This is a genomic window from Paenibacillus validus NBRC 15382 (assembly GCF_004000985.1).
In the GTDB taxonomy this organism is placed as follows: Bacteria; Bacillota; Bacilli; order Paenibacillales; family NBRC-103111; genus Paenibacillus_G; species Paenibacillus_G validus.
Genome location: NZ_BIMH01000076.1, coordinates 1 through 12,359 on the forward strand (window position 1 = coordinate 1; position 12,359 = coordinate 12,359).

Below are 12,359 nucleotides of genomic sequence, written 5' to 3' on the forward strand. Positions count from 1 at the left end.
AACGGGATGAATATTGGCAGTAGCTTGCAAAATAACGGCGGACTTGTCCGATTTTGGATACGTTGGTGCGAATCGCGGAGAAATTCGGAAGCAGCGTAGTTTTCAACGCTTCCATCAGAACGATGCCGCTCCGCTGTGCCGCTGCGATCATCGCTTCGAGCTCCTTCGCATTGGAGGCGATCGGCTTCTCGCACAGGACATGCTTGCCGCCGTCCATAAGGACGATCGCTTGCTTAGCGTGGAACGAATTCGGGCTCGCGATATAGACGGCATCGATCGAATCGCTTGCAGCCATCGCCTCGATATCGGTAAACACGGTGGCGGCTCCCCACTTGGCGGCGAATTCGCGGGCCCGCTCCTCCGTTCGCGAATACACCGCCGTTAACGTAAAATGCTCGGCGGCTTGCGCCGCTTTCAGGAACTCTTCGGTAATCCAGTTGGTTCCGATAATGCCAAATCTAATCATCAGTTATTCCTCTTTCTTCTTATGATTTCGATCGTCAGTCTGACTGCCACGAGCTTTTGCGCGAACTGATTTTTGCGCTCTTTTCCGTTATTCGCTGGCCAAGCTCTTCCTCCTGCAAGATGCCGTCCTGCCCGTGCTTCGTCCCCCAGGTCAAAGCGGAAAAAAATATTATGAACAAACTGCCGATGGTGATAACTTCAACAAAGCCGACTTCTTGACCGGCTTTAATTTTATAGATGGCAAATCACAACCAAGGCAGCGATCCCCGTGATCATGGCGACGATTTTTCGAGTATGCATGATTAGTTCTTTCCCTCCGCGAAAAATAATTCATCTACCGTAACTCCTAAATGTTTGGCAAGATCAAAAGCAAGCTGTAGGCTCGGGTCGTATTTGTTGTTTTCAATAGCGTTGATCGTCTGACGGCTAACCGCGCACAGTTCAGCTAATCGTCCTTGTGAAATTGGTGTGTCAAACATGTTTTACAGCAAGGGCGGAAAGGTTCGTTATGGAGAACCGTTATCCTCGCCATGAACGATTCACTTTTACTTCCAATATAGACAATAAGTATAAAAAATAACGATTTGAGCGTCACAAAGGTCTAAGCCAACCGAAGTGGATGGTCATATATTGATACCATCTTACAAAAGAGGTGATCCAATTTAATGGCCAATAGGTTTGTTAGACTTTCTCTTTTCTCGGGCTTTAACTTTACTGGGCGACGCATCGACTTTAGGCGCGGAGGCGTGGCGGTTCGAGATTTGGGAGCATTCCGTTTTAACAATGTCCTGTCCAGCTTCCGACTCCGAAATATCGCGATTCCGAGACAAGTCACGCTTATTTTGTTCTCGCGCACAAACTTCCGAGGGGCGTTCCGCGTATTTCGGGGATCCCAGAACGTAGCGGACTTAAGAAATTTTAATTTTAACAATGTAACATCCTCGTTCATTCTGGTTGGCCGCAGACTTACGAATAACGAGATTCAATTCCTTCGGAGGACGGGAAATCTGCCTGCTGACATCTTGGTGATCAACCAGTAATACAAAGGCCGGAAGGACGCATAAGCGTCCTTCTTTTAGCTGCTGCGGGCCTGAATCCTCCAGCTGCGTTGCAGTTACTGGGGAGAAGCGTTTCGGAAAGGACTTAGAAATGCCTTGGGGATGTCTGTTTCAAATCGCATCGGTTCACCCTTGGTGGGATGGAGGAAAGCTAATACCCGTGCGTGAAGTCCGAGTCGCCCGATCGCTTTTGATTTTGAGCCATATTTTTTATCGCCTACGATGGGATGCCCGATATCCTGCATGTGGACACGAATTTGGTTTTTTCGTCCCGTTTCGAGATGGACCTCCAGTAAGGAAAAGTTTCGGTTGGATTGCAGCACTTTGTAGTGGGTCACAGCGTATTGTCCGTCATTAGGAACAGGACTGGAGTACATTTTTAATGTGCTGCTTTCTTTCAACCACGACGAAACGGTGCCTTCCGTTTTCTTTACCGCTCCTTCTACAAGGGCAATGTAGGTGCGCTCCTGGACCATATCCTGCCACGAGTTTTGAAGAAGCTGCTGAACATGCTCGCTTTTGGCGAACATCATGACGCCGGAAGTATCCCGGTCTAACCGATGCACAATAAATATTCGATTTTGGGGATTGTCCGTACGAACGTGGGTCATGAGCTGCCGATAGGCGGTCATTTCGATCTCTTGGGGAGAAGCAATCGACAGCAAACCGGCCTCCTTCTGAATCACGATGATATCCTCATCCTCGTGCATAATGGTAAGCCCGATGATGGCTGGTTTTTCCGGCAGCCTATCCTTTCGAATCGTTACGGTTTGTTCGGGGCGAAGCGGGAAATTGTAGGCCGTCACGACCTGACCGTCAACCGATATTTGGCCGCGAGCGAGCAAAGATTTAACGGAATTGCGGCCGAGATGGGATATCTTCAATAAAAAAGGCAGCAGCTCTGCCGGTTCTTTGACGGTGTATACTTTGGTTTTAGCCTGGCTTCCGTCTGAATGCTTCTGTCTCTTGCTCATGCGGGATACCTCCTTGTCCACCGCTTGCGGGGACGCTGCGACTTTCGGAGGCGTTGTCTTTCTATTCATGCCATTCGCTCCGTTTCGTGTCATGGTTGCTACTACTATATCATGACCCCGTTCGTTTGCGAAATGAAATGCGCGCCGGCGACCGGATTTTGGAATGTGCATCTGAAGCAGGCCCGAGGAACTCTTCATTTCAGCGTACAAAAACTGGTCGCTACCCCGCCCGCGGTAATGGTCAGAATAGACAGCAGGAACGTTTCGGCCGACAGCAGCAGTCCTCCAAGGCAAATAATCAGGCCATCGACAATAAAAATAAGGACGCCTACATTTAAAGAAACCAGCTTCGAAAAATACTGTGCGAGCAAATCCGTTCCCCCGGTGCTGATCCCGTTCCTCAACATGATTCCGATTCCGGTTCCTACGATAAACCCGCCGATCACAGAGCTGCTGAAAGATGTCAACTTAATATAGTACAGGAAATGATAATGAAGCGGAGCCAGCAAATCGATAAAAATAGACGATACCAATAGGCCGTAGAGGCTGGTATAAAATATTTCGCGGTAATAAAACCAGGCTAATACAAAAATGGGGATGCTGCACATGAACATAACAACCCCCACTTTGGCGCCGGACAAGTAGTTAATAATGAGGGCAATTCCAATGAGTCCGCCATCCAACACCATAAAAGGCATCAGAAAAAAGTTAATGCCGATTGAAATCAGTACACTTCCGAAAAGTAAAGCGGAAATTTTTTGTGCGGACAAACAAACCAGCTCCCAGATCAGGCATGTCTGATTTATATGCAATTTCCAGGAAAACAATCCCAGTTCCCGGTAACACTTCCCGCAGCTCACACGTATATTGAGCTATACTCGGTGAAGGGGAATTCAAAATGGATGGGTTCAATCCACATGTCTATGGCCCAAGCTATGCTGTTCACAGACCTCCGTTTGCTTTTAGGCCGCCCAACGTACAACACTTTCAGCAATCGGCACAAAGCTTTATAGCTCCGACCCAGGAGCTTCATGCCTTGCTGCATGCCATTGTATATCAAGAGGGATTCGCCAAGAAAGTAATGGATGCAAGTCAAGCAAGCCAAACGGACAAGGTCCGTGCGTTAATTCAGTCTGTTGGGGTACATGCTCCCTTTAAAGTACGTTATAATCCGACTGGCATCCATGTGACCTTACTCCCCCGGAATGCTCAAGTCTGCTTCAGTATTGAACTGGGCTTATGCTGGTGAGTGCTTGCAAGTCAAATACAAAAAAGCGCTGCTCCTTTGGATAGGGAGCAACGCTTTTTTTCTTTATTACATGTGTTTATCCGGAACGTGTTCCTTAGGAACCAATTGGTAAATATCCCCCGATTCCATCGTGTCGATCAGACGGTCGAGCCACAGATAATAAGCGATGGCTTGATTGATTTTCTCGATATCCGATCGGAGATAGTCCTGCAAAACCTCTTCCTCCGGATGTTTGGCCGACAGCTCGTTTAATTCCGAAAGCGACTTTCGGAGAGCAAGAAGATTCAGTTCCACAGCTTTGCGCCATTTAATAACGAAAAAGTCGGCAAAGGTTTGATGCCAGTCTCTTTCCACTTCATACTGGTCTTTCCGCGAGCCTTTTTCCCAAACTTTATTGACCATATTGAGATCGACCAGCGTGCGAATTCCTGTACTCATGCTGGTTTTACTCATTTCCATGGCCTCTCCCATTTCGTCGAGGGTCATCGGTTTATTCTGAAAAAACATTAACCCGTAGAGTAATCCGGTAGAAAGAGTAATTCCGTATAAATCCATATTTTTGCCGATTGATTCAATAATGCGTTTGCGCGCTTTTTGAATCGACTGTTCATGCGCTGCAGAGATGCCAGTCAATTCGTTAATCACTTCACCCACTCCTCTGTCGGTGTCCATCCAAGCTGAATGCTGATTCTGATTGTAGCCTTATTGTAAGAAACAATGATTACAAAGTAAAGGATGGGATTGAAAAGGATACGGGAGGAAAAGGGAGGAACCTGGAGCAAACTATTTGTACAGTTTTTACAGAACAAACTATATAAACGAATATAACGGTTGACACTGGCTTTATTTTTGCATTAGACTTGGTACAGAACTGGAAATGAATTGGAATGGGGGTGTCACCTTGGCTATCATTGAAGTTACAGACCTGACTAAAGTGTTTGGAAACGATCCGCAAAGCGTATTGACGTATCTCGATCAGGGTTGGAGCAAAGAAAAAATATATAAAGAAACGCGGCATACGGTAGGCGTAAATCGGGTTCATTTCTCCGTCCAACCGGGCGAAATCTTCGTCATTATGGGATTGTCGGGAAGCGGTAAATCAACGTTAGTCCGGTTGTTGAATCGGCTTATCGAACCGACACAAGGCCGTATCCTTATTCAAGGCAAAGATATCATGAAGATGAATCAAGAACAGCTTAGACAGGTTAGGCGAAATCAAATAAGCATGGTTTTTCAGAAGTTCGCGCTGTTTCCGCACCGGACTGTACTTGAAAATGTAGAGTTTGGATTAGAGGTCCAGGGGATAGAGAAAACGGAACGACAAAAAAAGGCCTCGGAAGCTTTGCAGCTGGTTGGACTCCAGTCATGGGCCAATAGCTATCCGGATCAGTTGAGCGGCGGTATGCAGCAGCGTGTCGGTCTTGCCAGAGCTTTGGCTAATGATCCGGATATTTTGCTAATGGATGAAGCATTCAGTGCGCTTGATCCGCTCATTCGTAAAGACATGCAGGATGAGCTGCTCGATTTACAGGAAAAAATGAAAAAAACGATTATTTTCATTACACATGATCTGGATGAAGCGCTTCGTATCGGTGATCGAATAGCGTTAATGAAGGACGGGGCGGTTGTACAAATCGGCTCACCTGAAGAAATCATGATCAATCCCGCGAATGAATACGTGGAACGGTTTGTCGAGGATGTGGATTTGTCCAAAGTTCTTACGGCATCCCATGTGATGCGAAGACCGGAGACAATCGGCCTGGACCGGGGGCCGAGGGTTGCTTTGCAATTAATGCGAGAGAGCGGCATATCGAATCTTTTTGTCGTGGACCGAAGCAAGAGGCTGCTGGGCGTCATTACCGCAGAGCATGCATCGGAAGCGGTGCGCGAAGGCAAAAGCCTGGAGGATATCGTCATCAGGGACACGCCTACAGTTGCGCCCGATGTCTTGCTTAACGATTTGTTCGATATATGCGGAACGTCCAAATACCCCGTAGGCGTGGTGAATGAAGCGGGCCGGATTATGGGGGTCATTGTTCGCGGCGCTGTTCTTGGGGCGTTGGCAGGCCACGCTTTGCCGAAGGAGGTAAGCGCGAATGACCATACCTAAGCTGCCGCTGGATGAATGGATTGAAAGCATCGTCAACGGTTTGGAGGACAGATTATCTGTTCTGTTTGATATCTTCTCCACGGTTATTGAAGGCATCGTTGATTTCTTTTCCTTCCTTTTCCTGCTTCCGCCCTCATTATTGATGGTGGTCATTCTAGCCGCTGTCGCCTACTGGTTTGCCAGCACTTCTCTTGCTGTATTTACTTTGCTGGGTCTCTTCTTAATCGATAATTTGGGTTATTGGGAACATACCATGGATACGTTGGCACTGGTTATGACTTCCGCCACGATTTCCATTATCCTCGGTGTGCCCTTGGGCATTCTGTGTGCCCGGGATAACAAGATTCAGAATCTGCTGACGCCTGTATTGGATTTCATGCAGACCATGCCGGCATTCGTTTATTTGATTCCGGCCGTAACCTTTTTCGGTCTTGGTGTAGTGCCGGGGGTTATCGCTTCGGTTATTTTCGCTGTCCCGCCTACGATTCGGCTGACGAATTTGGGCATACGCCAAGTGCCGCACGATTTAATAGAAGCCGGGGAAGCATTCGGATCAACGCCTAATCAAAAGCTGTTTAAGATTCAGCTGCCGCTCGCGGTTCCCTCCATCATGGCCGGTATCAACCAAACGATTATGCTGGCTCTATCGATGGTTGTTATTTCCTCGATGATTGGAGCGCAGGGGATTGGTGCGGATGTGTATCGCGCAGTTACCCAAATTAAAACCGGACAAGGTTTTGAAGCGGGTTTATGTATTGTTATTCTTGCTATTTTGCTGGATCGATTATCGCAGCATTTGGTCAAAAGAAAGCAGAAAAGGAGAGGGTAATATGTCGAATCCATCCAAATTAATGAAGGTGCTTGCGGTTATTGGCATTTCGAGTGTCGTTGCCCTGACGGGATGCGGGAAGGAATCGTCGACCGCTTCCTCCGAGTTTATAGGGGATCAGGTGGACTACCAAATCATCGGCATTGATCCCGGCGCAGGTCTCATGAAGTCTACGGAAAAAGCTTTGAAGGAATACGATTTGAAGGATTGGAAGCTTGTGGAGGGCTCCGGTGCAGCGATGGCCGCAGCGTTGGATAAAGCTTACAAAGATAAAAAACCGATCATCGTGACAGGATGGACCCCGCATTGGAAATTCGCCAAATACGAGCTGAAATATTTAGCAGATCCTAAAGGCGTGTACGGGGGCGATGAGCAAATTCATACGATTGCAAGAAACGGGTTAAAAGATGATCATCCGTCCGCTCACGCTTTGCTGGACAGGTTCGAGTGGTCGCCCGACGATATGGCGAAAGTCATGGTAGCCATACAAGAGGGGAAAAAACCGGAGCAAGCGGCTGCTGATTGGATTAAAGACAACGGTGCGAAGGTAGACGAGTGGGTAAAAGATATTCCAAAGGCAGAAGGGAAGACGCTTAAGCTTGCGTATGTAGCGTGGGATTCCGAGATTGCAAGCACGAATGTTGTGAAACAAGTGCTCGAAAGCAAGTTAGGTTATAAGGTCGAAATGCTGCAGGTGGAGGCCGGACCGATGTGGGCCGGAATTGCGGGCGGCGATGCCGACGCCATTGTAGCTGCCTGGCTGCCGACCACCCATAAAGATTACTATGACAAGTATCAAGGCAAATTCGAAGATTTGGGCCCGAATTTGAACGGTACGAAAATCGGCCTTGTCGTTCCTTCTTATATGAATATTGATTCCATAGAGGATTTGAAAAAGAAATAAAAGGCTCTTGCGCGCCTCGCGCCTATTGAACAAGATGATGGAGCAAGCGCTGCTGCCCTATGTATTTGGGTGCAGCGCTTTTTTGCGGGTTGCGGTGTGAAAGGTATGTTCCTTAGGGAGGAATTTTTGCATGTTTTTTGTTGAACCTGCAAAAGATAAGATGCCATACCGCATACCCTGAAAAAAGAGATTTTAACGAAACGTTGATATTCGTCTAATCTTGTCTTAATGTTCGCGCTGTATGATAAAGGTAAGTATTCACAAAGGGAAGGACGTTGGAACAACTATGATTTTATATCAAATGGCCAAACGGCTTGAGGAACGAAACCGGCTCCAGCACACGATCGAGCAAAGCGGCGGAGACGTGGATGCGCTCGTTACGCAGAAGGAGCTGGTGGAAGAGCAGCTGATGTCGCAAGCGAATATTTGGACCGAAACCGGGCAGGATGCATTTATGCTCGATGCGGTAACTCCGAATACGGATTGGATGCAGCCGGGAGGCGGCTTGTATGAATAAGGAAAATGGACGAAGGGTTCCATTTTCTTTTTTTTGTGTTCATACGTGTTTCCGTGTAGAATAAGGATACTTTACACCACTCGTCCGCGAGAATAAAGAGGTTCTGTATATATCATGAAAAGCATTGTATTATCCACATTAAACGCCAAATATATCCATACGTCACTAGCCCTGAGGTACTTGAAATCGTTCAGCCAGCAGGACTTCCCGGACATCCAAATCGCCGAGTACACGATTAAAGATCCCGCGATGAACATTGTCTCGGACCTGTATCGGCGCGAACCGGCGGTCATCGGCTTTTCCTGTTACATCTGGAACATCGAGGAGACGATTGTCGTCATCGGCATGCTGAAGAAAATTATGCCGGAGGTCGTCATCGTGCTCGGGGGTCCGGAGGTTTCTTACGATACGGAGTATTGGATGAAACGGCTGCCGGAAGTCGATTATATCGTCATGGGCGAAGGCGAGGAAACCTTCCACCATCTATTGACGGAGCTTCAAGGGGACCGCGCGTTCTACAGCGTATTTGGCCTCGCTTATCGCAAAGAAGACCGCGTCATCCTGAATGCGCCGCGGCCGAAGCTGGCGCTCGACCAGATCCCGACGCCGCATCGGTTTGCCGAGGATGTGCCGAGCTTGGCGAACCGTGTCGTATATTTCGAGACGAGCCGGGGCTGTCCGTTCAGCTGCCAGTTCTGTTTGTCGTCGATCGAAGTCGGCGTGCGTTATTTTGACGTGGAACGGACGAAGAGCGATTTGCTTTACTTGATTGAATCCGGAGCGAAGCTGATCAAATTCGTCGATCGCACGTTTAATATTAAACGCGACTATGCGATGGACATGTTCGAGTTTCTTATTCACAATCATCAGGGCTGCGTCTTCCAGTTCGAGATTACGGCTGACATCATGCGTCCCGAGGTGCTTGATTATTTGGCGGAGCATGCGCCGCCGGGCGTCTTCCGCTTCGAGATCGGCGTGCAGTCCACCAATGACCTGACGAACAGCCTCGTCAAGCGCCGGCAAAATTTCAGCAAGCTGACCCGCACGGTCACGAAGGTGAAGGAGAGCGGCAAAATCGATCAGCATCTCGATTTGATCGCGGGGCTGCCTGAGGAAGATTACGATTCGTTCCGCAAAACATTCAACGACGTATTTGCCCTCGGGCCGGAAGAGCTGCAGCTCGGCTTCTTGAAAATGCTGCGCGGCACCGGGATGCGGCATGATGCCGACAAATACGGCTACAAATACATGGATCACGCACCGTATGAAATTCTCGGCAACAACATCCTGCCGTTCTCCGACCTGGTGCGGATCAAGCGGGTGGAGGACGTGCTGGAGAAGTACTGGAACGCTCACCGGATGGATCACACGGTGAACTATTTGATTAAGCGGGAATTTACGTCCGCCTTCGATTTTTTCCAGGAGTTCGGGGATTATTGGGAGGAGCGGGGCTGGCAAAAAATCGGCCACCAGCTCGAGGATTTATTCACCCGGCTGCATGCATTTCTGAAGCATCGGGGGACGGAGGGACTCGAGGTGATCGAGGGTCTGATGAAGCTCGATTATTTCCTGAACCACAAGTACAAGCCGCGAAAAATCTGGTGGGATTTCTCGCTCGATAAAGCCGCGCAGGCGGAATATCTGCGGGCGCTCGCCGAGCGTCCCGAGGCCGTATCGTCACGATTCGCCGCGCTTGGAATCGGGGAGAAGGAGCTGCACAAGCACGTCATGATTGAAGTGCTGCCGTTCCGCCTCGACCGATATTTGCAAGAGGGCGTGCTGGACCGGTCGAGCGATCAGCTGCTGATCGTCTATTTTCCCCCGGACGCGTCGCTCAAGCCACAGCCGTTCACGCTGTCGCTGGAGCCGGCCGGGGCTTAACCGGCAAGTTCGCAAGAGGCCAAGAGGCGCCCTGTCAGGGGCGCTTTTTTGGGTTTTCATGCGCTCAAACGGATAACAGCGAAACGACGGCGGTAAAGGCGCAAGGGTACAAAAAAACCGTCCGGCCCACATAGCCGAACGGTTGAATTTAAGGCAAATAGCTGCGCAGCACGGTCATGCTGCCCGCGAGTGCGTAGTTGCCCAAGTTCGCCGGAAGCAAGAAGCATTCGCCGGCTTTCACGGCGAGTTCGCCGTCTGCCCAGCGGATTGCGCCCGTTCCTTCGCAGACGATATGGATGACGAAGCTGTCCGGCACGGTTTGCAGGCTCCATTCGCCTTCGACGCGGCCTTTTTCGGTGATGAAGAAAGGGGATTGGACGAGGGTTAGCCATTGCTGCGGTCCGCTCAGCTCCGTCTTCATATAAGTCGCGCCGGATCCTTCATAGGCGATAACGTTCAACGAATCTTCAATATGCAGCTCGCGCGGCTTGCCGTCCAATCCGAGCCGGTCGTAATCGTACAGCCGGTAGGTGCTGTCGGAGTTTTGCTGAATTTCCGCGACCAGTACGCCGGCGCCGAGAGCGTGCACCGTACCGGCCGGAATGTAGAAGCTGTCCCCGGCTTCGACGGAAATTTCATGGAGGCAGTCCATGATCCGGTTGTCTGCAATCGCTGCCGCCAACTGTTCGCGGGTGACGCCTTCTTGTAAGCCGTATATGATTTTGGCGCCCGGTTTGGCGTCCAGGATGTACCACATTTCGGTTTTGCCGAGTTCGCCTTGCGGCAGACGCTCGTAATGATCGTTCGGATGAACCTGCACCGACAAGTCGTCCTGACAATCCAGCAGCTTGATCAGCAGCGGGAAGCGGCCGTTTTTCTCGGAGAAGCCTTTGCTCCCGAACAGCGTTTTCCCGTATAACTCGCGAATTCGATCCAGTCCGAGCCCGGCCAGCTCGCCGTTCGCGACCGTTGTCGTGCCGTTCGGGTGATCGCCGATCATCCAGCCTTCGCCGATAGGACCTTCGGGCAGCGCTAAGCCGAATTGCTCCAAGGCTCGCCCGCCCCACACTCTGTCTTTAAACTCCGGATTGCATTTCAACGGGTATGGTTTCATGGTTTTGCGCGCTCCCTACTTTCGTGTCTCTTGAATCCTCTCACTTCTTGAAAATTATATCAATTCAAGCGGGAATGCGCTATAGCGCGAGAGACCGTCTATACAAAGAAAGCATCCCGCTTTTGGATCAAAAGGGGATGTTTCGGGTATACAAGACTATCTTTTTTCAATAGCGATGACATAAGGCGGGCGGTTGCGTTGGTTCAGGAATCGGTAGGTGAGCACCTGGTAGTCCGCTTGCGGCAGGGCGGCCGCCCAAGCTTCCACGGCTTCGGCTTCTTCCGGTCCGCCCGGGTGCCCCGTGTACAGCACGATCGTGATGATGCCGCCGCGGCGCAGCAGTCCGGCCGCAGCCTGCAGCGCGGCAAGCGTGGAGTCGGGCAGCGTGACGGTGCCGTGATCGTGTCCCGGCAAATAGCCGAGGTTGAACGCCACGGCGGCGATCCGTCCGTGGTGCTCTACGGGAATGGCATCGGCCAGCTCCGCATGGCTGCGGAGAACGAGCTCCACCCGGTGCCCCGGCACTTCTTGCGCGCAGCGTGCCGCGGTGCATGCGATCGCTGTTTCTTGAATATCGAAGGCGTACACGATGCCCCCCGTGCCGACTTGCTTGGCCAGAAACACCGTGTCCACGCCGTTGCCGGCGGTGGCATCGATGACCGTTTCGCCGGCCTGTACGCGTTCTTCCATTAATTTATGCGCGAAACTAAGAATAGAGATGAATCCCAAGGACGAACGACTTCCTTTCCTGCATCAGTGTTCAGTCGTACAAGTTCTTAAGTATAGTCCCTTATTTCTTCACTTATTTCTTCACGGTCAGCCAAGCGGCCAACGTTTCCACTTCTTCTTCGCTTAAGGTTTCCTTGAAGCCGGGCATATCGCCGCTGCCTTCTCGAATCTGTTCCACGAGCTGCGCTTTCGATTTCCGTCCGCCGACCTTCGACAGGCTGGGGCCGACGCTTCCTTGCAATTGATCGCCGTGGCAGGCGAGGCAATTATCTTTGTAGAGCGGCTGGGCCTGCGCCGACACATCGGCAGCCGCGGGCTCCGCCATCGCGGGCTCGCTCGGCTTCGCCGGGGCGGCGAAGCCGCTGCTGCCGGAGCCGGGTTCCGGCTCCGAGGTTGCTACCGCCGGCGCCGTCACCTTGCCTGGCGCAACCGGCGCTCGCTGCGGCTCGGCCTCCGCCTGCGCAGCGAACACCTGCGCGCCGCCCGGCTTCGCCGCGGGCGCTCCGGGCATAGCCGCCGCCGGGCTGCC

Annotated in this window: 14 protein-coding genes; 6 read left to right on the forward strand and 8 right to left on the reverse strand. The window is 50.9% G+C overall.

Annotated features, from left to right (window positions below; translation table 11 throughout):
• The 4 genes from PVA01S_RS25145 to PVA01S_RS25165 form a co-directional block, all read right to left on the reverse strand.
• Positions 1–466: Gfo/Idh/MocA family protein (locus PVA01S_RS25145; protein WP_164751971.1), on the reverse strand; the 466-nt coding region annotated here is incomplete at its 3' end.
• A gap of 301 nt (positions 467–767) precedes the next feature.
• On the reverse strand, positions 768–944 hold the full coding sequence (locus PVA01S_RS25150) for a helix-turn-helix transcriptional regulator (protein WP_127610508.1): 177 nt from the start codon (positions 942–944) through the stop codon (positions 768–770).
• 635 nt (positions 945–1,579) lie between these two features.
• Positions 1,580–2,497 carry an RluA family pseudouridine synthase gene (locus PVA01S_RS25160; protein ID WP_164751972.1) on the reverse strand — a complete coding sequence of 306 codons (918 nt, stop codon included), beginning with the start codon at positions 2,495–2,497 and terminating at the stop codon, positions 1,580–1,582.
• Between the two features lie 194 nt (positions 2,498–2,691).
• Positions 2,692–3,267, reverse strand: coding sequence for a YitT family protein (locus PVA01S_RS25165; protein ID WP_306439381.1), 576 nt, complete (start codon positions 3,265–3,267; stop codon positions 2,692–2,694).
• 128 nt (positions 3,268–3,395) lie between these two features.
• Here PVA01S_RS25165 and PVA01S_RS25170 point away from each other — a divergent pair, with 128 nt between their 5' ends.
• Positions 3,396–3,746, forward strand: a complete 351-nt coding sequence (locus tag PVA01S_RS25170) for a YuzC family spore coat inner layer protein (protein ID WP_127610529.1) — start codon at positions 3,396–3,398, stop codon at positions 3,744–3,746.
• A 66-nt stretch (positions 3,747–3,812) separates the two neighbouring features.
• Here the strand turns inward: PVA01S_RS25170 and PVA01S_RS25175 are convergent, their stop codons facing one another.
• Positions 3,813–4,388, reverse strand: coding sequence for a GbsR/MarR family transcriptional regulator (locus PVA01S_RS25175; protein WP_236595766.1), 576 nt, complete (start codon positions 4,386–4,388; stop codon positions 3,813–3,815).
• Between the two features lie 259 nt (positions 4,389–4,647).
• On the opposite strand from PVA01S_RS25175, the gene PVA01S_RS25180 reads away from it, so the two are divergent.
• The 5 genes from PVA01S_RS25180 to PVA01S_RS25200 all read left to right on the forward strand — a co-directional run bounded on the left by PVA01S_RS25180 (position 4,648) and on the right by PVA01S_RS25200 (position 9,987).
• Positions 4,648–5,856: a quaternary amine ABC transporter ATP-binding protein gene (locus PVA01S_RS25180; RefSeq protein WP_127610531.1), complete on the forward strand. Its 1,209-nt coding sequence runs from the start codon at positions 4,648–4,650 to the stop codon at positions 5,854–5,856.
• On the forward strand, positions 5,843–6,685 hold the full coding sequence (locus PVA01S_RS25185; RefSeq protein WP_054796891.1) for an ABC transporter permease: 843 nt from the start codon (positions 5,843–5,845) through the stop codon (positions 6,683–6,685). Before PVA01S_RS25180 ends, PVA01S_RS25185 begins: the two co-directional genes overlap by 14 nt.
• A 1-nt stretch (position 6,686) precedes the next feature.
• Positions 6,687–7,589, forward strand: coding sequence for a glycine betaine ABC transporter substrate-binding protein (locus PVA01S_RS25190; protein ID WP_127610533.1), 903 nt, complete (start codon positions 6,687–6,689; stop codon positions 7,587–7,589).
• A 286-nt stretch (positions 7,590–7,875) separates the two neighbouring features.
• Positions 7,876–8,106 (forward strand): DUF2789 family protein, encoded by a 231-nt coding sequence (locus tag PVA01S_RS25195; RefSeq protein ID WP_054796892.1) that lies wholly within the window; start codon positions 7,876–7,878, stop codon positions 8,104–8,106.
• 114 nt (positions 8,107–8,220) lie between these two features.
• On the forward strand, positions 8,221–9,987 hold the full coding sequence (locus PVA01S_RS25200) for a B12-binding domain-containing radical SAM protein (protein WP_127610535.1): 1,767 nt from the start codon (positions 8,221–8,223) through the stop codon (positions 9,985–9,987).
• A 148-nt stretch (positions 9,988–10,135) separates the two neighbouring features.
• Here PVA01S_RS25200 and PVA01S_RS25205 read toward each other — a convergent pair whose 3' ends face one another.
• The 3 genes from PVA01S_RS25205 to PVA01S_RS25215 form a co-directional block, all read right to left on the reverse strand.
• Positions 10,136–11,101, reverse strand: coding sequence for a type I phosphomannose isomerase catalytic subunit (locus PVA01S_RS25205; protein ID WP_127610537.1), 966 nt, complete (start codon positions 11,099–11,101; stop codon positions 10,136–10,138).
• Between the two features lie 156 nt (positions 11,102–11,257).
• On the reverse strand, positions 11,258–11,830 hold the full coding sequence (gene mnmM, locus PVA01S_RS25210; protein WP_127610539.1) for a tRNA 5-(aminomethyl)-2-thiouridylate-methyltransferase MnmM: 573 nt from the start codon (positions 11,828–11,830) through the stop codon (positions 11,258–11,260).
• Positions 11,831–11,903: 73 nt separating this feature from the next.
• A complete protein-coding gene (locus tag PVA01S_RS25215) occupies positions 11,904–12,341 on the reverse strand; it encodes a c-type cytochrome (protein WP_127610541.1) in 438 nt (145 codons plus the stop codon).
• Positions 12,342–12,359 lie beyond the last annotated feature (18 nt).

Excerpts from the sequence above, each read along its gene's own strand:
- PVA01S_RS25185 (WP_054796891.1), top strand. The coding sequence starts at position 5,843 with ATGACCATACCTAAGCTGCCGCTGGATGAATGGATTGAAAGCATCGTC.
- PVA01S_RS25200 (WP_127610535.1), top strand. The coding sequence starts at position 8,221 with ATGAAAAGCATTGTATTATCCACATTAAACGCCAAATATATCCATACG.
- PVA01S_RS25190 (WP_127610533.1), top strand. The coding sequence starts at position 6,687 with ATGTCGAATCCATCCAAATTAATGAAGGTGCTTGCGGTTATTGGCATT.
- PVA01S_RS25195 (WP_054796892.1), top strand. The coding sequence starts at position 7,876 with ATGATTTTATATCAAATGGCCAAACGGCTTGAGGAACGAAACCGGCTC.
- PVA01S_RS25170 (WP_127610529.1), top strand. The coding sequence starts at position 3,396 with ATGGATGGGTTCAATCCACATGTCTATGGCCCAAGCTATGCTGTTCAC.
- PVA01S_RS25215 (WP_127610541.1), bottom strand. The coding sequence starts at position 12,341 with ATGCCCGGAGCGCCCGCGGCGAAGCCGGGCGGCGCGCAGGTGTTCGCT.
- PVA01S_RS25160 (WP_164751972.1), bottom strand. The coding sequence starts at position 2,497 with ATGAGCAAGAGACAGAAGCATTCAGACGGAAGCCAGGCTAAAACCAAA.
- PVA01S_RS25150 (WP_127610508.1), bottom strand. The coding sequence starts at position 944 with ATGTTTGACACACCAATTTCACAAGGACGATTAGCTGAACTGTGCGCG.
- PVA01S_RS25205 (WP_127610537.1), bottom strand. The coding sequence starts at position 11,101 with ATGAAACCATACCCGTTGAAATGCAATCCGGAGTTTAAAGACAGAGTG.